Source organism: Saccharibacillus brassicae, assembly GCF_006542275.1.
GTDB lineage: Bacteria > Bacillota > Bacilli > Paenibacillales > Paenibacillaceae > Saccharibacillus > Saccharibacillus brassicae.
In genome coordinates, this window is the sequence record NZ_CP041217.1 from 3,823,683 (window position 1) to 3,847,706 (window position 24,024).

The 24,024-nt window shown below is 51.7% G+C and carries 16 protein-coding genes and 3 rRNA genes; 12 read left to right on the plus strand and 7 right to left on the minus strand.

The window, feature by feature from the left end; genetic code table 11:
• The first annotated feature begins 134 nt into the window (after positions 1-134).
• Together FFV09_RS15815 and FFV09_RS15820 are read left to right on the plus strand one after the other, a co-directional pair.
• A complete protein-coding gene (locus FFV09_RS15815) occupies positions 135-2,129 on the plus strand; it encodes a glycoside hydrolase family 31 protein (protein WP_141448725.1) in 1,995 nt (664 codons plus the stop codon).
• Positions 2,130-2,303: 174 nt separating this feature from the next.
• Complete coding sequence (locus FFV09_RS15820) at positions 2,304-2,660, plus strand: hypothetical protein (protein ID WP_141448726.1); 357 nt, start codon at positions 2,304-2,306, stop codon at positions 2,658-2,660.
• Positions 2,661-2,766: 106 nt separating this feature from the next.
• On the opposite strand, the gene FFV09_RS15825 is transcribed toward FFV09_RS15820, so the two are convergent.
• On the minus strand, positions 2,767-3,786 hold the full coding sequence (locus FFV09_RS15825) for a 3-oxoacyl-[acyl-carrier-protein] synthase III C-terminal domain-containing protein (protein WP_141448727.1): 1,020 nt from the start codon (positions 3,784-3,786) through the stop codon (positions 2,767-2,769).
• Positions 3,787-4,147: 361 nt separating this feature from the next.
• Here FFV09_RS15825 and FFV09_RS15830 point away from each other — a divergent pair, with 361 nt between their 5' ends.
• Both FFV09_RS15830 and FFV09_RS15835 read left to right on the plus strand, forming a co-directional pair.
• Positions 4,148-5,122 (plus strand): aldo/keto reductase family protein, encoded by a 975-nt coding sequence (locus FFV09_RS15830; protein ID WP_141448728.1) that lies wholly within the window; start codon positions 4,148-4,150, stop codon positions 5,120-5,122.
• Positions 5,123-5,290: 168 nt separating this feature from the next.
• On the plus strand, positions 5,291-6,463 hold the full coding sequence (locus FFV09_RS15835) for a phosphodiester glycosidase family protein (RefSeq protein WP_141448729.1): 1,173 nt from the start codon (positions 5,291-5,293) through the stop codon (positions 6,461-6,463).
• A gap of 626 nt (positions 6,464-7,089) precedes the next feature.
• On the opposite strand, the gene FFV09_RS15840 is transcribed toward FFV09_RS15835, so the two are convergent.
• Positions 7,090-7,569, minus strand: coding sequence for a hypothetical protein (locus tag FFV09_RS15840; RefSeq protein WP_141448730.1), 480 nt, complete (start codon positions 7,567-7,569; stop codon positions 7,090-7,092).
• Between the two features lie 190 nt (positions 7,570-7,759).
• Between FFV09_RS15840 and FFV09_RS15845 the strand changes: the two genes are divergently transcribed.
• Positions 7,760-9,271 (plus strand): methyl-accepting chemotaxis protein, encoded by a 1,512-nt coding sequence (locus tag FFV09_RS15845; RefSeq protein ID WP_141448731.1) that lies wholly within the window; start codon positions 7,760-7,762, stop codon positions 9,269-9,271.
• 269 nt (positions 9,272-9,540) lie between these two features.
• On the opposite strand, the gene FFV09_RS15850 is transcribed toward FFV09_RS15845, so the two are convergent.
• The 4 genes from FFV09_RS15850 to FFV09_RS15865 form a co-directional block, all read right to left on the minus strand.
• Positions 9,541-9,975, minus strand: a complete 435-nt coding sequence (locus FFV09_RS15850; protein WP_141448732.1) for a hypothetical protein — start codon at positions 9,973-9,975, stop codon at positions 9,541-9,543.
• A gap of 94 nt (positions 9,976-10,069) precedes the next feature.
• Positions 10,070-10,441: a hypothetical protein gene (locus FFV09_RS15855; protein ID WP_141448733.1), complete on the minus strand. Its 372-nt coding sequence runs from the start codon at positions 10,439-10,441 to the stop codon at positions 10,070-10,072.
• Positions 10,442-10,462: 21 nt separating this feature from the next.
• Complete coding sequence (locus FFV09_RS15860; protein ID WP_141448734.1) at positions 10,463-10,819, minus strand: hypothetical protein; 357 nt, start codon at positions 10,817-10,819, stop codon at positions 10,463-10,465.
• 27 nt (positions 10,820-10,846) lie between these two features.
• Positions 10,847-11,218 (minus strand): DUF4181 domain-containing protein, encoded by a 372-nt coding sequence (locus FFV09_RS15865; protein WP_141448735.1) that lies wholly within the window; start codon positions 11,216-11,218, stop codon positions 10,847-10,849.
• Between the two features lie 354 nt (positions 11,219-11,572).
• On the opposite strand from FFV09_RS15865, the gene FFV09_RS15870 reads away from it, so the two are divergent.
• The 7 genes from FFV09_RS15870 (at position 11,573) to rrf (ending at position 21,684) form a co-directional block, all read left to right on the plus strand.
• The gene (locus FFV09_RS15870; protein ID WP_246098359.1) at positions 11,573-12,205 is read left to right on the plus strand and encodes a nuclease-related domain-containing protein; all 633 of its coding nucleotides are present in this window, start codon (positions 11,573-11,575) and stop codon (positions 12,203-12,205) included.
• Positions 12,206-12,590: 385 nt separating this feature from the next.
• Entirely contained in the window at positions 12,591-12,983 is a 393-nt protein-coding gene (locus FFV09_RS15875) for a hypothetical protein (protein WP_141448736.1), read from the plus strand.
• A 122-nt stretch (positions 12,984-13,105) separates the two neighbouring features.
• A complete protein-coding gene (locus FFV09_RS15880) occupies positions 13,106-14,299 on the plus strand; it encodes a restriction endonuclease PLD domain-containing protein (RefSeq protein ID WP_246098360.1) in 1,194 nt (397 codons plus the stop codon).
• Between the two features lie 4 nt (positions 14,300-14,303).
• Entirely contained in the window at positions 14,304-16,175 is a 1,872-nt protein-coding gene (locus tag FFV09_RS15885; RefSeq protein ID WP_141448737.1) for a Z1 domain-containing protein, read from the plus strand.
• A 412-nt stretch (positions 16,176-16,587) separates the two neighbouring features.
• A 16S ribosomal RNA gene (locus FFV09_RS15890) occupies positions 16,588-18,138 on the plus strand.
• 281 nt (positions 18,139-18,419) lie between these two features.
• Positions 18,420-21,355, plus strand: a 23S ribosomal RNA gene (locus FFV09_RS15895).
• Positions 21,356-21,567: 212 nt separating this feature from the next.
• Positions 21,568-21,684: ribosomal RNA gene (gene rrf, locus FFV09_RS15900) — 5S ribosomal RNA — on the plus strand.
• Together the 16S, 23S and 5S rRNA genes form the textbook arrangement of a ribosomal RNA operon.
• A gap of 1,190 nt (positions 21,685-22,874) precedes the next feature.
• Here the strand turns inward: rrf and FFV09_RS15905 are convergent.
• Positions 22,875-23,978, minus strand: coding sequence for a DNA cytosine methyltransferase (locus FFV09_RS15905; RefSeq protein WP_141448738.1), 1,104 nt, complete (start codon positions 23,976-23,978; stop codon positions 22,875-22,877).
• Positions 23,979-24,024 lie beyond the last annotated feature (46 nt).

Below are 24,024 nucleotides of genomic sequence, written 5' to 3' on the forward strand. Positions count from 1 at the left end.
TTTTCCCGAAACGTAATCCTGTCCCATATCCCCGTATTCTACGCCCTGCCGCCCGATCCTGCTTCCGCGGTATAATGATCTCGCATAAGATAACGCTTACAACACTCAATCCATGTCAGGGAGGGAACACTATCATGCTGCAAGCACAAGAACGGGCGCTGATCTGGACCTACGACCACGAGACGCTGCGGATCGAACCGTGGGGACCGAACGCTTTTCGCGTGCGGGCGTCCAAAGACAGGCTGCACGACGACGACTGGGCGCTGCTGCCGGCGGGAGAACCTGCGGCCAACGCGTCGGTCACGGTGTCGGCAGACGGACGAAGCGCGACTATCGTCAACGGGAAGATCCGGGCGGACGTCGAGCGGGACGGCCGGATTACGTTTACGGACGAGAGCGGCAAAGTGCTGCTGAAGGAAACGCAGAAAACGTACCAGCTCAAATCCGGCGGGCGCGACATCGTGCCGATTCCGGGGACCCGCGATTTCGAGGTGACGCTGCGCTTCGAATCGCATCCGGACGAGAAGCTGTTCGGGATGGGGCAGTACCAGCAGTCGCTGCTCAATCTCAAAGGCTGCCGACTGGAGCTTACCCACCGCAACAGCCAGACCAGCGTCCCGTTTCTGCTGTCGGACCGCGGGTACGGCATGCTGTGGCATAACCCGGCGATCGGGCAGGCCAGCTTCAACGTCAACGTGACCGAATGGGCGGCCAAGTCGACCAAGCAGCTCGATTACTGGATCGTCGCGGGCGACACGCCGGCGCAGATCGAAGAAGCGTACGCCGACGCCACGGGCAAAGTCCCGATGATGCCGGATTACGCGATGGGCTTCTGGCAGTGCAAGCTGCGCTACCGCAGCCAGGAAGAACTGCTGGGCGTCGCGCGCGAGCATGTACGGCGGGGACTGCCTATTTCGGTCATCGTGATCGACTTTTTCCATTGGCCGAACCAGGGCGACTGGACGTTCGACGCGGCGTACTGGCCCGACCCGGAAGAGATGGTGCGCGAACTGCGGGAGCTTGGGATCGAGCTGATGGTGTCCGTATGGCCGACCGTGCAGACGGAGAGCGTGAACTACGGCGAAATGGTGGAAAAAGGCTATCTGGTCCGCACCGACCGCGGTATCCGCACGCAGTTCCAGTTTCTCGGGCAAAACGAAATTTTCGACGCCACCCATCCGGAAGCGCGGAAGTTCGTCTGGGAGCAGATCAAACAAAATTACTACGACCGGGGCATCCGGCTGTTCTGGCTGGACGAAGCCGAGCCGGAGTTCGGGGTGTACGACCACGATATTTACCGCTATGACGCGGGTCCCGCGCTGCAGGTCGGCAACTGGTATCCGAGCCAGTACAGCCGCACCTTCTACGAAGGGATGACCGGAGCCGGGCAGGAGAACGTGATCAATCTCGTGCGCAGCGCCTGGGCGGGCAGCCAGCGTTACGGAGCGCTTGCGTGGTCCGGCGATATCGCGTCGACGTTTGAGGTACTGGGCCATCAGGTGCGCGCGGGGCTGAACATGGCGATCGCGGGCATTCCGTGGTGGACGACGGACATCGGCGGCTTCCACGGCGGCAATCCGGACGATCCGGCGTTCCGGGAGTGCATCATCCGCTGGTTCCAGTATGGCACTTTCTGTCCGGTCATGCGGCTGCACGGCGATCGTTCGCCGTACCGCGAAGCGGATACGGGCTTGCCGGGCGGCGGGCTGTGGGGCAGCGGCGCGGACAACGAAGTGTGGAGCTACGGCGACGAAGCGTACGGCATCTTCGGGGAACATATGCGTCTGCGCGAACGGCTGCGTCCTTACCTGACCGAGCAGATGGAAGCCGCGCATCGAAAAGGCACCCCGCCGATGCGCCCGCTGTTCTACGATTTTCCGGACGATTCGGCGGCTTGGGACGTGGACGACCAGTTCATGCTCGGTCCGGACCTGCTGATCGCGCCGATCCTGCAAGCGGACGTCCGCGGACGCGACGTCTATCTGCCGGCCGGAGCGACGTGGACCGACGCGTACAGCGGCGAGACGTTCGACGGCGGCCGGGCGATCTTCGCGGACGCGCCGATCGAGCGGATTCCGGTCTATGTGCGCGACGGGGCGAAGCTGCCGATCCGGGCAAGCGCGGAATAGGGGAAGCGTGAAATAGGAGCAGCGGCGGCGCAGCACGGTCTCGAACGGTCTTTTTGTATCGGAAAAGAAGATCTCTGCACTCTTTCTTTCGCTTATGTTCGTTGATATACTTAGAACGCGCATCGGTCGGACGACCGTTCGGCCAACCAATCGAATGAACCGAGGAGAGAGATCATGACACAGAAGTACAATGTCGAAACGGATCAGGCCAAAAAGTTGTTCATCGCTACCGTCGGCGGATTTTTCCAAATGAGCGACGCGGAAGGTTTTGCCCTCAAGTTTATGCAGGAAGGCAGCCAGATCAAGACGAGCGAGTATACGCTTGTCGTTAACGCCTATGAACTGTCTACCGTTAAGCAGGACCTGCTGGACATGCTGGAACAGGCGTTCCAGATGTACATGACGCTCGGCTTCAAGAACATCTACATGGTCGAATCCAAATCGGCCATTACGAGTATGCAAATCCGCAAAATCGCCGAGAAAACGAACTTCAGCGGCGTATTGGTCAAGAGCATGGACGACGTGAAGTAAACGTTCATAGGCATGCAAAAAAAGCTGTCCCGCGTAACGCCTGGGCGTTCGATGGGGCAGCTTTTTTGATGTTGATGACCGTTATGCTTAGGTTGTCGGGCAGGGATTAGAAGCGGTACAGGCAGGCGCCCATCACGTAGCCGAGCCCGACCGAGCAGATCACGAGCTTGTCGCCCGGCTTGATCCGTCCGCTCTGAAGCGCTTCGTTCAGGGCGAAGATCGGGCCGGTCACGCCGGTATAGCCGTATTTGTCGCCGACGTAGATCTGCTTGCCGGCATCGACGCCGAGCAGGTCCAGCGTCTTGAGGTTCTCGGCGAGCGAGAGCTGCGAGAAGATAAAGTGGTCGACGTCGCCCGGCGCCAGGCCGTGCTTGGAGAGCAGGCCGGTGATCAGTCCCTGCCATTTGGCGGAGAAGAAGCTGACGTCGACTTCTTTGTGGTAGACTCTTTTTTCCGATTCCGGGATCGAAGCGTCGAGCATGCGCGAATGGCCGACGTTCGGGTAGAGCGCCGTATCCGTGATGATCGATTCCGTGTAGAAGTCGGCGTCGACGAAGCCGGTCTGCTGTTCGTCTTCTTCACCGAGTTCGAGCACGATCGCGCCGCCGCCGTCCGCGAACGCGGAGAACATGATCGGCTCTTTGTCGCTGGCCGCTTTGCTGACGGATACGCCGCCGGCGATCAGGGCGTACTTGATGCCTTTGGCTTTCATCAGGATCGAGGCCTGGTCGAGCGCGGAGATGGCCCCGATGCAGTTGGCGTTCATGTCGTAGACGAGATGCGCGTTCGGCGTCTTCAGCCGTTCATGCAGCATGACCGCGTTCGTCGGGTACGTATATTCGGGCGTGTCGGAGATAAACATGATCATCTGGATGTCCGACGGCTGCAGCCCCGAACGCTCAAGCGCCTGCTCGGCCGCGAATTGGGCCATCGTCAGCGAGTTTTCGTCGGGATTGTTGCGGCTGAGGTAACGCGTTTCTTTGCCCAGATGCTCAAGCAGGCGGGTGATATCGTTGTTGTCGCGTTCCATGAAGAAGTTAATGAAGTATTCGTTGTCGAACCGTTCCTGCGGGTGGTACATGCCCGTACTTCGAATCGTGACGGAAAGCTGAGGCGTTTGCAGCATCGTGTCATCTTCTCCCTTATGAATCTGTATATGGACCGAACGGTCAAAGGTCCGGCAATCTATTATCGGTTAAAAAAGAACCAAAATGAAGGGAAACAGATAGACGGAAATGGGATTTCGGCTCAGGGCGAAGTTCGGTTTCCGTTTAGATGCCGTTTAGTTTCCGTTCAGATTCTTTTTGATCTGCTTTTGGTTTTCTTTTAATGAAGGCGGTTGCATCCGGTAAGAATTATCGTTAATATTTAATCGAATGATTAATAGGAGACGAACTTTCTTAGGCGGTCCAAGACGGCGATGGAATAGACCCGCGCGGCGTCGGCCGATCGGCGGAACGTGACGTCCTTCCGAGGAGGATATAGGGATGAAATACCGGAATCTGGGGCGCACCGGCCTCAAAGTCAGCGAGATCGGATTGGGCAGTTGGCTCACCTACGGCACGGCGGCCGAGCAGCAGGCGGCGGACGCGTGCATCGAAGCGGCGTTCGAGCAGGGCATCAACTTTTTCGATACGGCCAATGCGTACAATCGCGGCGAAGGCGAAAAAGCGATAGGTGCGGCGCTTGGCAAATACGAACGTTCGAGCTACGTGCTGAGCACCAAAGTCTTTTTCCCGATGGGCGACGGGCCCAACGACCGCGGATTGTCGCGCAAACATATCATGGAGCAGTGCGAAGCCAGCCTGAAGCGGCTCGGCACCGACTACATCGACGTCTATTTCTGCCATCGCTACGACAGCGACACGCCGGTCGACGAGACGCTGCGCGCGCTCGACGACCTCACGGCGCAGGGCAAAATCCTGTACGCGGGCGTCAGCGAATGGACGGCGGCGCAGATCCAGAGCGCGGCCGGCATCACCGAGCGCCGCAACCTGCGTCCGCTCGCTTCGAACCAGCCGATCTACAATCTGTTCGAGCGGTATATCGAAGACGAAGTGCTGCCCGTCTCGGCCGAAGCCGGACTGGGTCAGGTCGTCTTCTCGCCGCTTGCGCAGGGCATCCTCACCGGCAAATACAAGCCCGGCCAGAAGCCGGCCGCAGGCACGCGCGGCGCGGACGATACCGTCAACCAGGTCATCGGCAGCTATCTGCGCGACGACGTGCTCGGCGTGACGCAGGAGCTGAACGAACTGGCCGGGCAGCTCGGCCTCAAGCTGTCGCAGCTGGCGCTGGCGTGGGTGCTGCGCCAACCGGGCGTCAGCTCCGCGATCATCGGGGCGAGCCGTCCCGGGCAGGTGCGCGAGAATGCCGAAGCTTCCGGCGTTACTTTGAGCGAAGAGACGCTGGCGAAGATCGACGAGCTGATGCAGCCGGTTCAGGACTTTGCGCCGGCGCGCTGAGGCACCGATTTTTTGCCGAAAAATCTGTTGGAAAATCCCGGCCGCGGACGAGATCCGCAGTCGGGGTTTTTTTTGCGAAAAGGATTCATTCCGGGCGGGCAAAAGCAGATATATAAAGAGGAAGAACGAACACGGACCGAGAACCGGACAAAAGGAGACCAAACGGAAATGGGAAAAGGATGGAAGACGCTGCTGGCCTTCGCGCTGACGACGGGATTGATCGCGGGAGGCGCGCTGCCCGGCGCTTCGACGCAGAGAGCGGAAGCGGCTGCGGCGGCGACCAAAACGTACGGCTATTCGGACCCGGCGGCAGGGCGCACTTATGTCCCGCTCCGCGTGCTGAGCACGTTCGCGGGAGCGAAGATTAGCGGCAAGACCGGCAAGGGCAAGCTTGAGATCGTCAAAGGCAAACAGCGGATCACGCTGCACACGGGACGCAAAAAAGCGGAGATCGACGGCAAAAAAGTGCGGATCGACGCGGCGCCTTTTGCTTATGCGGGCGTGACGTACGTGCCGCTCGGCTTCGCCGCGAAGCATCTCGGATTGACGCTCGAATGGAACGATGCGACGTCTTCGATGCACGTCGCAAGCGGCGACAAGGCGATGGATCTGCCGATCATCCGCCGCGGTTCGCTGACCGACCGGCCCGTGAGCTACCGCCAGCAGGTATTCTACGTCGGCGGCGCCGCGATCCGCGCCAACGTCGTCACCGTGCAGCTGATGCATCCGCGGGTATCGCTGGACGCCGCTTTTGCCCATCACAGAGTGGGCACCGTACAGAATCTGAGCGCGATCGCCGCCCAGAACGGCGCGTATGCCGCGATTAACGCGACCTACTTCGACGCGTACAGCTCCGCCGTCTACCGGGCCCCGTACGGCTACCTCGTCAGCAAAGGCGACGTCAAGTTCATCAACGGCGGCACCGATCTCACCGTCTTCGCCTACGACCGGAACCATCTGGCGCGCCTGATTCCGGGCCTTCAGTTCGGCAAAGCCTACGAAGAAGGCCAGGTCGAAGGCGCCGTGCAGGCCGGACCGCGGCTGGTCAACAACGGCCGCATCGCGGTCAACGCGGTCAAGGAAGGCTTCCGCGATCCGAGCATCCTCCGCGGCCGGGCCGCGCGCAGCGCGATCGGCATTACCCGCGACCACAAGCTGATCATGGTCACGCTCCGCCGCTCCAGCATGCCGCAGCTGGCACACATCATGAAGCAGGCCGGCGCGTACCAGGCGATGAACCTGGACGGCGGCGCTTCGAGCGGGCTGTACCTGAACGGCAAATACGTCACCAAGCCGGGCCGCAAAGTAAGCAACGCGCTGCTGGTAAAAGTGAGAAGATAGCCCGATTCGGCGGCGGGCCGGGCGGGACGTCGAACGGCGCCTCTAGCGGCGTGTCGAACAACGTGACCGCCGTACAGGCACACGCAAACAAGGACCTCGGCGAGAGACGCCGACGGTCCTTGTTTTTGTGCGTGCGGAAGCATATCATCCATGCCACGCACCTCATCCATCGCCTATACCGCCTTATTCATGCTTAGCACCGTGTCCCCCACGCCGCACCACCCCTAACGAATCCTCCTATCGCTATTTGCCCGTATTTCGCTATTTTCGCCATCTAACGAATCCTCATATCGTTATTCGCCCGAAATCGCCCGTTTAAGGACGATTCGAGTCCAATAGCGTGATGACGATTCGTTAAAAATCGAAAACGCTCGTTTGCGAACCAATAGCGTGATCACGATTCGTTAGCGAAAGAGTCCAAGCGAGAAGAATATTACCGTTTGCACGCAAAAAAACACCCTGCCGCAGCCGGGGGTGTTTTAATCCTTTTTACTACGATTAGTTACCTACACCGGCTCCACATTGACCGGCTCCGCAATTGTCTATGCCGATTCCGCAATCGCTGCCCGCTCAATCGTTACCGACGCTGCATTGACCGGCTCCACATTGACCGGCCCCGCAATCGTCTATGCCGGCTCCGCAATCGCCGCCCGCTCGTTCGCCGACCCGGCAATCGCTACCGTCTCCACAATCACGGCCCCCGCTGCCTCCGGGCCGCCACCGGCAGCGTCGTTCAGCCGATCGTTTTGCACCACGAGCCAGGTCGTGTACAGCAGCAGCATCAGCACGATCAGGCCGAGCGAGATCAGCGACGCGATATGCTTTTGGCTGCCGGGCACGATTTTCCAGTCCCGGTACAGCAAGTAACCGCGCTGGATCAGCACGAGCGCGAATACGCCGAGCAGCGCCCAGCTGTCTTCGGCGAACAGGACGAGCACCGCGAACAGGCAGGCCAACGCGATCAGGCCAAGCGTATCGAGCAGCGGCGAGTTGGACTTGCGGTTCTTGAACGCTTCTTCGGGCACGAACCATTTTTCCAATACCCATTCTCCGCACACCATGATGATCGCAAGCACGGTCAGAAAAACCATAAATACCGAATCCATGGGAATCCTCCTCTCCAACAGTCTGTTTCTCTTTACATAGACGCTTGAAGAGAGTGAAACGTTTCGCTGAACGCCTACAGAAATTAAAGTCTTTATTCCGAGTATTAATAGCCCTTTAGTCTAATAATTCCGGGACTTTTTGCCGATGAAGACGAGGTACTCATGAAAATTCTTCGGGGATGTGAACGTGATGAAAGATTGGAATCAAATGCGTGCGGAAGATTTGCGTCTCAAAAACCGGCTGGTGTTCTACTCGCTGGCCATTACCGTCCTGCTCGCCCTGCTGATGTACGTCGCGGTCGAGATGGATGCCACAGCGCGGTATATTCTGATCGCCGGCGATCTGGCAAGCGTCGTCGTGGTCGGCATTTTGTATTTCGGTCGCAAGCGGGAAAAAGCGATCGCGTACGTCGCCCTGATCATGCTCGGCGTCACCCATTCGGCCGCCGCGATCATCGTGCCGAGCGTCGTCAACATCGTGCCGGTGTACCTGGTGCTCGTGCTGTCGCTCGTCTACATGCAGCGGGCGCCGCTGTATACCGGCTTCGGCGCCGCCGTTCTGCTGCTGGCCGCGTATATCTACAAAGGCAGCGCCTACGGCATGGAGCGGGACCATATCGTCGCGCATTTGTTCTTCTTCGTCATTATCAGCGTCATCTTGTTCAATTTCCAGCAGATCGCCGACCGCATGTTCCGGCAGCTCGCCGACACGCAGCGGCATACGCAGGAACTGCTGGAGCGCACGGAGCGGCAGGGCGTATCGCTGCGCGAAAACGTCCGCGTCGTCTCGGGCAACATGGAAGCCGTCTCGTCCGGCAGCCAGGAGAACGCCGTCTCGTTCGACGAGATGAATATCGCCGTGCAGGAAGTGACGCAGGGCGCCGTGTCCCAGAGCGAACTGCTGACCGGCGTGACCGACGCGATCCGTCTCAGCGGCGACCAGCTCGGCGGCATGCTGCAATCGCTTGGCCAGCTGCGCGAGCGCAGCGAGACGGCAGCCGATTCTTCGCACCGCGGCGACGAGATCGTCGGCGGGCTGTACCGCCTGATCGGCGAGTTCGAGACGCAGGTGCGCACCGCGGCCGAAGAAGTCAACGGACTGGCCGAGCAGGTCTCGTCTTCGTCGCAGCTGATCGGCACCATTCAGGAGATTTCTTCACAGACGAATCTGCTGTCGCTGAACGCCAGTATCGAAGCGGCGCGTGCCGGCGAATCCGGCCGCGGCTTCGCGGTCGTGGCGGGCGAGATCCGCAAGCTGGCCGACCTGTCCGCCAAGGCGGCGGAGCAGATCTCCGGCAATCTGTCGCTTGTCGGCAGCCATTCCGGCAGTACCCAGCGCAGCATGCAGACGATCGCGGTGCGCATGCAGGAGTGCATGGGCATGGTGGAGGAGACGCGCGACGTGTTCTCGTCGATCCGCTCGTCCGTCGGGGAAGTGAGCGAGTCCGTCAACCGTTACGACGACATGATCGGCACCGTGCGGCTCTCGTCCGAAGAGATCGAGCGCTCGTCGGAGAGCCTGGCCGCGATCAGCGAGCAGTCCACCGCCGCCATGCAGCAGGTGTCCGCGTCGCTAATCGAACTCGTCCGCAAAAACGCCGACATCCTCGAACTTATCCGCCACAACGAAACGGCGCTGCGCAGCATGGCGGCCGAAGCGTCGGAAGACGAAGAGGATCTGCCGCAGGCGCTGCAAGGCTGAGCGAAATAGACACGTTTGTCGGAATAGGAAAAAAGCCCGTTGGCCGGAATATCGGCAGCGGGCTTTTTTTGTCGTAGGTCGGCTCGTGGATCGGCTCGTGGATCGGCTCGTGGAGCGGGTCCGCTCGGAACGCTTGCGCAAGCCCGGCGCAGCCTCGGCTCTTGCCGGCACCTAGCTTCGGCTTCTCGCCGGCGTACTCCCGGGCTCTCACCCACGCATATGCGAGCCTTTAACGGTACTTACCGGTACTTACCGGTACTTACCGGTACTCACCGGCATTCGCCCTGCACCGCCATTTGGCCGTCCGCCCCGATCGTCACCGTCACCGCTCCGCTGAGCGACTCCGTGTAGCCGCAGATCGTGCCGCCGTACGCTTCTCCGCCCGCGCCGACGGCCCGCAGCCCCAGCTCGCCCGCGCCCTGCATCTCAAGCTCCGGACGGATGTTCCGGCTCTCGCCGCTGGGAACGGGGCGGGGATAGGCGTATTTCGCGTCATCTTGTCCGTCGATCCGCAGTTCAATCTCGGTCAGCTCCGCGCCGGATTCGTTATGCAGCGTAACGACAAGCGGACGGAAATCCCGGAGAATCGGGATCAAGACGAACACCGCCAACAAGGCGCCGCCGAGCAGGAGGACCGAGAGCAGCAGAATCAGCGTTTTTTTAAAAGAAAGAGGGTGGCGTTCGCGGTTCGTCGTGCGGTTCATGGCAAATAACCTCCGTCGTCAAAATAAGGGACTTCGCCCCTACCCGGAAGACGGAGGATATCGCGGTTTTGTCGCAGAGCGCCCGGCACGAATATTACGCGTACGTCACCCAGCCGTAGAGTCCGGACAGCAGGCACATCCCGCCGATCCAGCAGAGCGTCACCACATGGCGGCGGGTGTGCGGCAGGTATTTTTTCTCAAGCGCCATTATGGACAGACCGGTCAGCAGAACCAACGCAAACGCGATCAGATCAAACGAAGCCGGCGGAAGCCGCAGTCCGAGCAGCCCCAGCAGCAGCGCGATCGCGAGCAGCGTGATGCCGTAAACGTAACGCTTGAGACGCGGCACGTCCGTCAGCCTGCGCCGATCCGCACCCGTGACGATAAGATCGGCGACGACGAAGTTCAGCAGCAGGAGAAGCAGCGTATTGCCGAGCAGAATGATCGGAAACGTGGTTGGGTTCATGGGGTTGCTCCTTTCGGCGGTTCAACTGATCACATCGCTTGCATGGAAAAAGACCGCCAGTCCGATCATCAGCACCGCCATAATGGCGCACAGCCGGTGTTCCCTCGTCTCCGGCACGTATTTGCGGTCTATGAGAGCAAACAGAATCATCGACAGCGCGAGCAGGCCGAGCGCCGGCACCCACGTCGGTCGTTCAAGCGACCGCATCAGCAGCACAAAGCAGGGTACGCCGGGCAGAGAAGCCGCCGCCGTCAGCCCGTAGTAAGTCTTTTTGACGCGGTCATGTTCAAAAGTCGGCTTGCCCCGCACGATCCACATCCGAAGCAGCGAAGCGGTAATCGTCAGCAGACCGAGAACGAGAACGATAGGGGATTGCATCGCGTTCAGCCTCCTTGGCAGATTAGCTCACAGATACAGCGGATAAATTACAAAGTAGCCGGCCATGACGACGACCGTCACCGCGAACGACAGCAGCGTGGCGAGATGTCTTCGGGTATTCGGCAAATATTTGCGCTCCAGCCACGCTTGCGAGAGACCGAACAGCGCCACGATGCCCAGCGCCGCGATCAGGAAGTAAGGTCGGTCCTCAGCGTAGATAAGCAGAAACGCCAACGCCGCCGCCAGCACCAGATTGATGCCAAACGCATACAGCTTCGGTGCCATCCGCTCCAGATCCATCAGACTGCGCCGATCTTCCCCACGAACGATTTTCCAGATAAAAAACAGCCGCGCCGCCCCGACGAAGAGGAGCAAGATTAGACCTGAGTAGTTTTGCATGGGATCACCTGCTTTCTATTCTTTCTATATAAGTAGAACGAGCTGAACCGGCATGAAGTTACGAATAAATAAGTCCCATTATCCGTATAAGGCAGTAGAATAACCCTCTTTCAAAGAAATTTCTAGAAAATAACCAGTAATCTAGTTCCCAAACAAGTTCCAGCAAGCTACAATAGACAAAGATGACTATCGAACCAGAGACAAGCCCTTACGAACCAGGCCGCAGGACCCGGTAAGCCCTTGTCTACAGCATCCTCCAGACTGCCGCGTATCCGCTGTATTTATATCATATCCACAGATTCCGGAAGCCCCGGACTTCTTCACGGGATCTGTCTCATCAGGGAGTGACACCTTATGGCTTATATGATCCCGGACACCATCCCCCGCACGGCGACGGCAGGCGAACGCCTGCTGTTCCATACGCTCCGCGAACACCTTCCCGACGATTACATCGTCTATTACGAACCCCGGATCGCCGGCCGGCGTCCCGACTATGTCGTGATCGGACCGGACCTCGGCATGCTCGTGCTCGAAGTGAAAGACTATACCGAGAGCACGCTGTACGAACTCTACCCCGACGAATGGCGCATCTACAGCACCCGCGGCGAGCTGCATACCGTCAGCAATCCGCTGCATCAAGCCCGTACCTACGCTTTTAATATTGTGGACAAGCTCAAAAAAGACAAAAGTCTCATTCAGGTCGGCGGCAGCCACTACGGCAGACTCAAATTCCGGTTCGGCTTCGGCGTCGTGTTCACCCGGATGCGCGAGACGCATATCGTCAAGCACCAGCTGCACCGCGTGATCGATCCACAGTTTCTGCTGACCCGGGACGATATCGATCCGGAAAACGAACACTTCGACGGCACCGCGCTGCTGGAGCGGATGCTGGGCATGTTCAATTTCCCGTTTCACGCAAGCCAACTGCTGAGCGCGGAAGACGTCAAAGCGAGATCTGCATCAGGAAGCGTTGGTGTACCAGTTTAACATGGGACTTCTACCGTATAAATTTTTCTCTATTTAGAATGAAGCTAAGAACTTGGGCGGGAATCTGAATTTACACGCGCCCTTAGAAGGAATAAAATGTGTATGATCTAAAACTCACTTTAAATCGGGATGAAACAAATTATTTTAGTGAAAGGTTATCCAATATAAATATATGTATTAAAGAGGAAATAGAAGAGATGAACGCTTTCCAGCTTAACTGAATGTGCACAACAATGAGGTCGTTTTACTAAAGTGAGCTTCTAAAATTGTAAGGATTCTTTTAATTAGAGCGAATCATTTTTGTATTAAGGAGGTGAGGATAGGATAAAAAACAGGAATGGATATTATAAAATTAAATCTTAATTGAAATGAATGGAGGGCTTTTGTGGCTAAAGCAGGAGACTTTTTTATTGTTGAAATTAAACAAGCACATATGCAGTGGGGAATTCATCGGTATACAAACACAAGGGATCCAAGGTATGGAGAAGGTTACTTGCAAATCCCTGCTTATCATGCAAGACGTTTAAGTATTTATAATAGCAATCACCGTAGTGCTTCTACTAACTACACTTGTGATTCAGTGGATGGTTTCTTAAAAGAGGTTGTATTGAAAGCAGCTGGTTGTAGTAAAGGCGGAAGTGTAATTGCTAAGCAATTTCAAGGGCGTGGTGATCTTTTAATGCTTGGCGATTGGTATCAGCATGTTAATGCTCAAGTAGGGGATAAAGTGAAAGTAACATTTAAAACTCCTAGATATATTGAAATTGAAAAGATTTAAAATTTAGAAATTAGGATGTCAAGGTAAGAAAAATTTTTATGTATAATCGTAAAAAGTGTCAAGCCGGCTGTCTTAAGCAATATTTAAACAGCCGGTTTAGCGTTAAAAGAAGTTATAATAAAATGAATAATATATTTAATACATTTAAGTGGAACGCAATTGCACTGGAGGTAACAGAAGATATGAGATTGCTTTGCTCAAATATTTTACCTTTGCGTATCGAAGAGTCCCAGACAGCATTTATTGAGTACTTTAATGAAGCTGCTTCCAATGCTGATTGTTTAGAAATAGCTGTTGGGTATGTTTCGAAAGCAGCTCTGAAGGAGTTGCAAAGAGTTGTTGAAGAGAATAGTATCAATAAAGTTTGCTTAAATATCGGAATGTATTATTTAGAAGGAATGCCAGAAGGTACTTATCACGCGGCTATGTCACTCAACCAAGCTTGGAAAGAATCAGATATTGATGGCGAAGTGCGAATGGTTAAAGCTTTTAAATATCACGGAAAACTATATGCTTTTTACAAAAATGGAAAACCCATAGCTGGAATTGTAGGATCTCATAATTTAGGCGCCATAAAACTAGAAGCATCTAATTTGCGGCAATACGAAGTTTCAACAGTTACTGAAATCTCGGAAGAAGTAGAAGAAATAACAAATATTATTCAAAAACTAAAAAAAACGAACTGTTCTTCTAATATTGAAGAGTTGCAAGTTCCACTAGTTCGTGAACTTAATAACGCATTAGTCGATCAAGAATTTGTTGCGAAAATTACGTCTGATGAGATTGATGCTTATAAGAGAAAAATGACGAATATATCTTTTGAAATTCCTTTGAAAGTACCTAAAGACCATGAAGATCCTAAAATGCGAGGTTCTAACATAAACGTATGCTATGCAAATGGAAGAAAAAGGGTTTGGTGGGAAATAGAGATAGTAGTGGGGAAAGAAATAAGAGATCTACCTGGTTACCCAGCACATCAAGTACCTTTTATGGCAATAACTGATGATGGATGGAAATTTAAAGTATGGACCTGTGGTCAAAATAACAAAAATCTGTACTCTAAAGATGACTTGAAAATAATGGGACGTTGGATAAAAGGTCGCCTTGTATCTGCAGGTTTAGTAGAATCAGTAAACCAAGTTGAGAAGGATACCTTGTTTGAAGGAATGATAACAGAAGAAATCCTTGAACAATATGGAAGAAAAAGCATTACTCTCACTAAAACAACATTGAGAACAACTACAGAAGATGGTACGGAAATGGATGTCTGGATGCTTTCATTTTTACCACATAATGAAGATGTGGGGGAGATATAAAATCATGAATTATTTGGAATCCTATCTTCAAACTATTATAAGTAGAGGGCACCTTCAACTGGCAGACTCTATAAAAAAAACCGTCGAAGACGTTGCTCCCACGTATCTAGAGAAATTTTCGTTTGTTGATCATGAGGTAGGACTACTTTTTGGAAATGTGCAGTCTGGAAAAACCGGACAAATGTTTGGTATTATTTCTGCAGCTTCAGACTTAGGATTTCCCGTGTTTATAATTTTAACAACTGACAATGTTCTTCTCCAACAACAAACTATCGATAGAGTTAGAGCTGATTTAAATGGTTATTGTGTTTGTGATGAATACGATTCAGAGGTATTTGTAAAGAATTCTCTTATGGAACCTGTGATTATTGTTTTAAAGAAAAATGTTAATACGCTTAAGCAATGGAGCAACCTGTTAGCTTCAACAGGTTTTATGAAAGGGAATCCATTATTTATTATTGATGACGAAGCTGATGCTGCTTCGTTAAATACTTTTGTTAATAAAAACAAAAAGTCCTCAATTAATAGATATTTAGAGGAAATAAAAACAAAGTCGGCGAGCAGTATTTATCTTCAAGTCACTGGAACACCGCAAGCTATATTGTTACAAGCGAAAACGTCAGGTTGGCGTCCTTATTTCGCGTACTATTTTAGACCAGGCAACGGTTACTTAGGAGGCGATTTCTTCTTTCCTAAAACTGGATTTTCTCAGTCTGTTGTAGTTAATGAGCTAAGCGAAAACCCACTAAAAGCAACTGTTGTTTCTCATCTGGTAGCTTCTGCTCAAATATTAATAGCCGGTGGTAAGGTTTGTAACTGTTTGATTCATCCTAGTGTTCGTCAAGCAGTTCACACTCAATTTTATAACGATGTAAAAAAAGAGCTTCAATTCTGTATTGAGAATATTAACAATCTTAATTTCATATCAGAATTGAAAAAAGAATTTGATCAGGCCTGTCCCAAAAAACACGAGCGCAAGACTTTTGAAGAGGTATACGAGAAAATCAAAAACACTTTGATTAAAGACGAAATTAAAGTACTAATTATGAATGGCTCTTCCAAAGTTATTAGCGATCAGTACGAGAATGGCTCTAATATTATAATAGGTGGAAATACACTAGGAAGAGGAGTCACCTTCCCGGGCCTTCAAACAATCTTCTATACCCGCATTGCTAAAAAACCTCAGGCGGATACAATGTGGCAACATAGTCGAATGTTTGGTTATGATCGAGATGCTGGTTTAATGAAAGTCTTTATAGATAAAAAGCTGTATAAATTATTTTCAGATATTAATGCTACGAATAATTCTATTATCTCTCAAGTTGAACGCGGCTTAAAAGAAATTAAAATTTATTATCCGCAAGATATCTTACCTACTAGAAAAAATGTAATATATAGTAAAAAAATAGATATTATTTCTGGTGGAACTAATTATTATCCTTTCTCTCCAAAAAACAATACCATAGAAGATCTCAACAAACTTTTTCAAAGGTTCGATGAAACAGAAAATTATTATCAGGTTAGTTTACGGCTTATAATAGAAATTTTTGATCATATTACTTCAGAAGCGGATTTTCGGATTAAATCTTTTGTGAATATTATAAAGTCAATGCTAGCTGACTTTCCTGTCGCACAAGGGATACTTATTGTCCGAAGAAATAGAAATGTTGCTAGAGGTACAGGAGCACTGTTATCACCAAATGATTGGCAACTAGGTACAACTTTTCAGGACAAGGTAGTATTGACTGTTTATCAAGTAACAGGTGACAAAGGTTGGGAAGGAGAAAAAATGTGGGTTCCTAATATAAAATTACCGAATGATGTTATCTATTATAGTGTGAATGATGATGATGCAGAAGAGTTAGATGATCTTTGATCTTACGGTTTTGATAAAATTTTAAGTGAATTAAATAGTGACTTGTCTTAATTTAATATTAAAATTTTGAGCTTATTTGATGGTTTTAATAATTTTTAAAAATCAAAAATCACAGAATTAACATTAGATAAGGCAAGTCGCTAAGTTTATTTAGAAAAGCTTCTTGTAATGCCTGAAGTCATACTAGAATTTATAAATTTAAATTTTATATATCTCCTCTTGACTTCAAAAGGAGGAAGGGGTATTATATAGAAGTTGACTTTTTGAGATTTTGTTCCTTGAAAACTGAACAGTAAGTGAGTCGCGATGATGAAGATCATTGTGAGAATAAAGATTCTTGAGCAATCGAGAATTGCTACGTTTCAACGAGCACATGGTGCTTTCTTTTAAACGGCGACTTTTGTCGCCCATTTAAATGGAGAGTTTGATCCTGGCTCAGGACGAACGCTGGCGGCATGCCTAATACATGCAAGTCGAGCGGACTAAGGTGGAACTTGTTCCACCGAAGTTAGCGGCGGACGGGTGAGTAACACGTAGGCAACCTGCCTTTCAGTCTGGGATAACTTCCGGAAACGGATGCTAATACCGGATACATCATTTCTCCGCATGGAGAGATGAGGAAAGACGGCGCAAGCTGTCACTGAGAGATGGGCCTGCGGCGCATTAGCTAGTTGGTGGGGTAACGGCTCACCAAGGCGACGATGCGTAGCCGACCTGAGAGGGTGAACGGCCACACTGGGACTGAGACACGGCCCAGACTCCTACGGGAGGCAGCAGTAGGGAATCTTCCACAATGGGCGAAAGCCTGATGGAGCAATGCCGCGTGAGTGATGAAGGTTTTCGGATCGTAAAGCTCTGTTGCCAGGGAAGAACGTCCGGGTGAGTAACTGCACCCGGAGTGACGGTACCTGAGAAGAAAGCCCCGGCTAACTACGTGCCAGCAGCCGCGGTAATACGTAGGGGGCAAGCGTTGTCCGGAATTATTGGGCGTAAAGCGCGTGCAGGCGGCGGCTTAAGTCGGATGTTTAAGATCGGGGCTCAACCCCGATTCGCATCCGAAACTGGTCCGCTTGAGTGTAGGAGAGGAAAGTGGAATTCCACGTGTAGCGGTGAAATGCGTAGAGATGTGGAGGAACACCAGTGGCGAAGGCGACTTTCTGGCCTATAACTGACGCTGAGGCGCGAAAGCGTGGGGAGCAAACAGGATTAGATACCCTGGTAGTCCACGCTGTAAACGATGAGTGCTAGGTGTTCGGGGTTTCGATACCCTGGGTGCCGAAGTTAACGCATTAAGCACTCCGCCTGGGGAGTACGGTCGCAAGACTGAAACTCAAAGGAATTGACGGGGACCCGCACAAGCAGTGGAGTATGTGGTTTAATTCGAAGCAACGCGAAGAACCTTACCAGGTCTTGACATCGGCATGACCGGCTTAGAGATAAGCTTTTCCTTCGGGACATGCCAGACAGGTGGTGCATGGTTGTCGTCAGCTCGTGTCGTGAGATGTTGGGTTAAGTCCCGCAACGAGCGCAACCCTTGACTTTAGTTGCCAGCATTTTAAGATGGGCACTCTAGAGTGACTGCCGGTGACAAACCGGAGGAAGGCGGGGATGACGTCAAATCATCATGCCCCTTATGACCTGGGCTACACACGTACTACAATGGCCGGTACAGAGGGTCGCGAAGCCGCGAGGTGGAGCCAATCCCAGAAAGCCGGTCTCAGTTCGGATTGCAGGCTGCAACTCGCCTGCATGAAGTCGGAATTGCTAGTAATCGCGGATCAGCATGCCGCGGTGAATACGTTCCCGGGTCTTGTACACACCGCCCGTCACACCACGAGAGTTTATAACACCCGAAGTCGGTGAGGTAACCGCAAGGAGCCAGCCGCCGAAGGTGGGATAGATGATTGGGGTGAAGTCGTAACAAGGTAGCCGTATCGGAAGGTGCGGCTGGATCACCTCCTTTCTATGGAGAATCGTTTCCTGCAACGGAGACATTCAGTCCCGCTTCTCTCGGGAGTTAAAAATCAGAGACTCACTTACTGTTCGGTTTTGAGAGAGGAAACTCTTTCAATTCCTTTTGGATTCACTTGGGAAGGTCAAAAGATTTTCGCTTAACGCGGGAACAACTTTTGATCCACACGAAGTGATGCACCCAAAAGTTGTTCCTTGAAAACTGGATACCGAAACGAAAAACTTCGCGTCTGGACTATTCTTCTTACGAAGACGTAGTTCCAAATGAAGTTTGGTTAAGCAAGTAAGAGCGCACGGTGGATGCCTAGGCACCAGGAGCCGACGAAGGACGCGACGAACCGCGATAGTGCTTCGGGGAGCTGTAAGTGAGCGTTGATCCGGAGATTTCCGAATGGGGGAACCCAGCTGGACTCATACCCAGTTACTGATCGAGTGAATTCATAGCTCGGCAGAGGCAGACCGGGGGAACTGAAACATCTAAGTACCCCGAGGAAGAGAAAACAATAGTGATTCCGTCAGTAGCGGCGAGCGAACGCGGAACAGCCCAAACCAGAGAGCTTGCTCTCTGGGGTTGTGGGACGTCTCACATGGAGTTACAAAGGAGTTTGGTAGGCGAAGAGGTTTGGAACGACCCGCCACAGCAGGTGATAGCCCTGTAGCCGAAAGCAAGCTCTCTCCGAGACGGATCCCGAGTAGTGCGGGGCACGTGAAACCCCGTATGAATCCGGCAGGACCATCTGCCAAGGCTAAATACTCCCTGGTGACCGATAGCGAAGCAGTACCGTGAGGGAAAGGTGAAAAGGACCTCGGAAGAGGAGTGAAATAGAACCTGAAACCGTGCGCTTACAAAAAGTCAGAGCCCAATTAAGGGGTGATGGCGTGCCTTTTGTAGAATGAACCGGCGAGTTACGTTTACATGCAAGGTTAAGGTGAGAAGCCGGAGCCGCAGCGAAAGCGAGTCTGAATAGGGCGATATAGTATGTAGGTGTAGACCCGAAACCGGGTGATCTACCCCTGTCCAGGGTGAAGGTGCGGTAACACGCACTGGAGGCCCGAACCCACGTACGTTGAAAAGTGCGGGGATGAGGTGGGGGTAGCGGAGAAATTCCAATCGAACCCGGAGATAGCTGGTTCTCCCCGAAATAGCTTTAGGGCTAGCCTCGGATTGAGAGTTGTGGAGGTAGAGCACTGATTGGGTGCGGGGCCCGCCAAGGGTTACCAAGTCCAGTCAAACTCCGAATGCCATCAACTTATATCCGGGAGTCAGACAGTGAGTGCTAAGATCCATTGTCAAAAGGGAAACAGCCCAGACCATCGGTTAAGGTCCCCAAGTGTGTGTTAAGTGGGAAAGGATGTGGAGTTGCCCAGACAACCAGGATGTTGGCTTAGAAGCAGCCACCATTTAAAGAGTGCGTAATAGCTCACTGGTCGAGTGACTCTGCGCCGAAAATGTAACGGGGCTAAACACACCACCGAAACCATGGCTTGATGCCTTGTGCATCAGGGGTAGGGGAGCGTTGAATACGGATTGAAGGTGTACTGGAAAGAGCGCTGGACTGTATTCAAGTGAGAATGCCGGTATGAGTAACGAAAAGATCAGTGAGAATCTGATCCGCCGAAAACCCAAGGATTCCTGAGGAAGGCTCGTCCGCTCAGGGTTAGTCGGGACCTAAGGCGAGGCCGAAAGGCGTAGTCGATGGACAACAGGTGGATATTCCTGTACCGCCGTAAACCGTTACGAGCAATGGAGTGACGCAGGAGGGAAGGGACGCGGACTGATGGATATGTCCGTCCAAGTAACAAGTTTGGTCGGTAGGCAAATCCGCCGGCTCTAAGAACAAGTTGCGATGGGGAGCGAAAATTACAGTAGCGAAGGTCCTGGGCTCACACTGCCAAGAAAAGCTTCTAGCCAGGTGAAGGCGCCCGTACCGCAAACCGACACAGGTGGGTGGGAAGAGTATTCTAAGGCGCGCGGAAGAACTCTCGTTAAGGAACTCGGCAAAATGACCCCGTAACTTCGGGAGAAGGGGTGCCCCGGTAGTGTGAATAGCACGAGGGGGCCGCAGTGAAAAGGCCCAAGCGACTGTTTAGCAAAAACACAGGTCTGTGCGAAGCCGCAAGGCGAAGTATACGGGCTGACGCCTGCCCGGTGCTGGAAGGTTAAGAGGAGGGGTTAGCGGCAACGCGAAGCTCTGAATTGAAGCCCCAGTAAACGGCGGCCGTAACTATAACGGTCCTAAGGTAGCGAAATTCCTTGTCAGGTAAATTCTGACCCGCACGAATGGCGTAACGACTTGGGCGCTGTCTCAACGAGAGATCCGGTGAAATTTTAATACCTGTGAAGATGCAGGTTACCCGCGACAAGACGGAAAGACCCCATGGAGCTTTACTGCAGCTTGATATTGGACTGGGGTGCGATTTGTACAGCATAGGTGGGAGCCTACGATCTCGGAGCGCCAGCTTCGGGGGAGGCGCCGTTGGGATACCACCCTGATCGCATGCTAGTTCTAACCTCGTACCGTAATCCGGTACAGGGACCGTGTCAGGCGGGCAGTTTGACTGGGGCGGTCGCCTCCTAAAATGTAACGGAGGCGCCCAAAGGTTCCCTCAGAATGGTTGGAAATCATTCGCAGCGTGTAAAGGCATAAGGGAGCTTGACTGCGAGACGGACAGGTCGAGCAGGGACGAAAGTCGGGCTTAGTGATCCGGTGGTACCGCATGGAAGGGCCATCGCTCAACGGATAAAAGCTACCCTGGGGATAACAGGCTTATCTCCCCCAAGAGTCCACATCGACGGGGAGGTTTGGCACCTCGATGTCGGCTCATCGCATCCTGGGGCTGAAGTAGGTCCCAAGGGTTGGGCTGTTCGCCCATTAAAGCGGTACGCGAGCTGGGTTCAGAACGTCGTGAGACAGTTCGGTCCCTATCTGTCGTGGGCGTTGGAAATTTGAGAGGAGCTGTCCTTAGTACGAGAGGACCGGGATGGACGCACCGCTGGTGTACCAGTTGTTCCGCCAGGAGCATCGCTGGGTAGCTACGTGCGGAAGGGATAAACGCTGAAAGCATCTAAGCGTGAAGCCCCCCTCAAGATGAGATTTCCCACACGCAAGTGGTAAGACCCCTTGGAGACGACGAGGTAGATAGGCAGGAGGTCGAAGCGTAGCAATACGTGTAGCTGACCTGTACTAATCGGTCGAGGGCTTATCCTATAGACTTGCGCAGCCAGGCTCTCCGGAAGCATATGTTTCGATTGAGACTTCTGCGCAGGCAAACACTTCATGAGGCGAAGTGGATCGTTTCGGATCCGGTTTTCAAGGTGCAAACCTTGTGTAAAAAAACAGAGCTGATTTGAATTGCTCGTGCCCGAAGGGGTTCGGCAATCCAAATACAAACCTGTTCCGGCTTACTGCGTAAGCCTAGGTTTGGTGGTGATGGCAGAGGGGTTCCACACGTTCCCATCTCGAACACGACCGTTAAGCCCTCTAGCGCCGATGGTACTTGGACCGCAGGGTCCCGGGAGAGTAGGAAGCCGCCAAGCCAAAGAAAAAGAGCCTTTACCGTTTACTCGGTAAAGGCTCTTTTTAATATGAACAAACATTAAGTACAGGTTTTGAAATTAACCTCAATGTTTTATAGCTGAAATGTATTTGGCTGTATGATACTTAAACATTAGGAAGAAATAATTAAAACGTTCGCTAACGCGATTAAGAATAATGCATACGAGTAGCTATAAGCATAGCTCAAATTATTTCAAAGAAAAGAAGGGAATATCCCCTTCTCAGAGTTTCGAGAAACCTAGCTCACCAAACGGATGGTTGGTTTCTTTAGCATCAGGGTCTCTTTTTCATCGGCTCGCAGGCCAAAAAGGCTATTTAGATTTCGTGTTCTAATAGTGGCCGTAAGGAGCGCTTGCTCCATCACATTCGCAAGCCCACGCAAACTAAAATAGCAAAACCTATGCAACTCTTTCGCGTCTGTAAAGTTTCGCTCCATACTCTCTTTTCGTTTGCGGGACAGGTTTGCCGTAGCGGCTCAGCTGGTTTTTCTGCATCTTTTCTTTGCTGGCTTTCTACATGTGTAAGGTCACGGCTTTTCGTCGGTTGGCCGAGCATGTACAGGAGTGAAGCAGCAGAAAATCCTAATCCTGGCAGACCTTAAGATCGGAGGCATACTGGCAGTACCCTTGTCGAGCGGTAGTTCTGTACGGTAGTTCGTTGCCCACTTGGACAGGTGTAATGGTCGTATTTGGCACCTGGAGCGGAACTTAGCTTTCGCAAATAGACCTTTTACAGACTGGAATCTTTGGTGCGCAATTATGCCGTAATCTCTCGTTCTTCAAATCCTCGGCAAATCGGATTGGTCAAATAACTGGCACCTAAAGCCACGGCCTAGACCTAAAATCGGAAGCGCTCCCGCTGTCGGTCCAGACACGTTAAATACTTCACGGAATCATGCACGTTTTCGGCTGTCACATGGACACCCATAACCACATTGTGTTTGCTGTTAATCGTGCATATGGTTTTCAGGCACGAGATCTTCAATCGAAACAAGTTCGTACATGCATCTTCGTTCTGAAGTAGTACGTAGCATATAAGCACCTTCCTCTCTTGAAATTCGTCTTTATTATACAATATTTGCACGTTAAAGCCATGAATAAAGTGAAAATTAAGAAAGGCTGTCGAAAGGTTATCGACAGCCTGAGAAGAGGATATTATCTTTCTTTAAACATTAAATGAGAGTAAGTTCTTTTTGCATAATCATTCTATCTGTATTCCATTTTGCGTCAATATAATCATATTCAATTCCTGCAAATGTTTTTAATATAGCTTCTATGATTATTTTAGCTCCTTCTGGAGGTACCGCCATCCCAATCTGTTGTCTTACTTTTTCTTTACCACCTAAGAATTCATAATCATCAGGGAAAGTTTGTAAACGTGCTCTTTCACGGTTAGTTAAAGCGCGAGGTTCTTCCCAATGATACATATGAGTTCCGCCTCCCCCGCTTCCTGTTACCGTATAGGAAGGGGTGTTCTCAGACAGCCTACGATAAATCTGGCTCATTTTAGCTCCTTTAACATTTAACCTCAGATGTTCAGGTATACCTTCATACCAAGCATTTTGGCCTGCTGGTATGTTATTTAAAAACTCTATGACTTTTGCAGTATGGCGTGTACGTTCGTGGTTAGGAGCATCTAATGCGATTGGAGGTTCCATCAAGGCTTCTTTTGCAGTTTTAAATGGTAATTTTCCAGGACCATGAGTTGGTGCTGGGACTTTAAATTGCAAATTCAAATCGTTTCTTATACCTACAATAATAATTCTATGTCTTGTTTGTGGGACTCCATATTCTTGGAACTTATACAGATGAGGAATAATTTTATAACCTGCTTCTATAAGATCTCCTAAAATTAAATTGAAGGCCTGTCCATCATTAGCACTTGTTAAACCAGATACATTTTCAGCTATAAACCATTTAGGTTGGAATTTTTTCAAAACTTGTACTCCATAAGTGTAAAGTGGTCCGTATTCTCCATGTAATCCTTTTTTCTCACCAACAAGACTATAATCATTACAAGGGAATCCGAAAGTAAATGCGTCTATATCTGTTAAAGAATTGATATCTAACTTTCTTACATCTTCCTGAATTACTGTTTCAGATTTTGTCGGGCAAATATTGTGTATAAAAGTTCTGCAAGCAGCTTCATCATAATCATTAGCCCATTCGTGTTGGACCGAATATACTCTGCCTTCTTTGTCTACAACTTTGGACATTTTAGCACCCATTGCTATTCCACCAGGGCCGTTAAAGAATTCACCTTTTTTAAAAAGCATTAGTCCACCTCCATATAAAGCAATAACTTAATTATAGTACAAATTG

Coding starts and splice junctions, on each gene's coding strand:
- FFV09_RS15870 (WP_246098359.1), top strand. CDS start 11,573: ATGGCTTATATGATCCCGGACACCATCCCCCGCACGGCGACGGCAGGC.
- FFV09_RS15845 (WP_141448731.1), top strand. CDS start 7,760: ATGAAAGATTGGAATCAAATGCGTGCGGAAGATTTGCGTCTCAAAAAC.
- FFV09_RS15865 (WP_141448735.1), bottom strand. CDS start 11,218: ATGCAAAACTACTCAGGTCTAATCTTGCTCCTCTTCGTCGGGGCGGCG.
- FFV09_RS15815 (WP_141448725.1), top strand. CDS start 135: ATGCTGCAAGCACAAGAACGGGCGCTGATCTGGACCTACGACCACGAG.
- FFV09_RS15855 (WP_141448733.1), bottom strand. CDS start 10,441: ATGAACCCAACCACGTTTCCGATCATTCTGCTCGGCAATACGCTGCTT.
- FFV09_RS15835 (WP_141448729.1), top strand. CDS start 5,291: ATGGGAAAAGGATGGAAGACGCTGCTGGCCTTCGCGCTGACGACGGGA.
- FFV09_RS15830 (WP_141448728.1), top strand. CDS start 4,148: ATGAAATACCGGAATCTGGGGCGCACCGGCCTCAAAGTCAGCGAGATC.
- FFV09_RS15860 (WP_141448734.1), bottom strand. CDS start 10,819: ATGCAATCCCCTATCGTTCTCGTTCTCGGTCTGCTGACGATTACCGCT.
- FFV09_RS15840 (WP_141448730.1), bottom strand. CDS start 7,569: ATGGATTCGGTATTTATGGTTTTTCTGACCGTGCTTGCGATCATCATG.
- FFV09_RS15820 (WP_141448726.1), top strand. CDS start 2,304: ATGACACAGAAGTACAATGTCGAAACGGATCAGGCCAAAAAGTTGTTC.
- FFV09_RS15885 (WP_141448737.1), top strand. CDS start 14,304: ATGAATTATTTGGAATCCTATCTTCAAACTATTATAAGTAGAGGGCAC.
- FFV09_RS15880 (WP_246098360.1), top strand. CDS start 13,106: ATGAATAATATATTTAATACATTTAAGTGGAACGCAATTGCACTGGAG.
- FFV09_RS15905 (WP_141448738.1), bottom strand. CDS start 23,978: ATGCTTTTTAAAAAAGGTGAATTCTTTAACGGCCCTGGTGGAATAGCA.
- FFV09_RS15825 (WP_141448727.1), bottom strand. CDS start 3,786: ATGCTGCAAACGCCTCAGCTTTCCGTCACGATTCGAAGTACGGGCATG.
- FFV09_RS15850 (WP_141448732.1), bottom strand. CDS start 9,975: ATGAACCGCACGACGAACCGCGAACGCCACCCTCTTTCTTTTAAAAAA.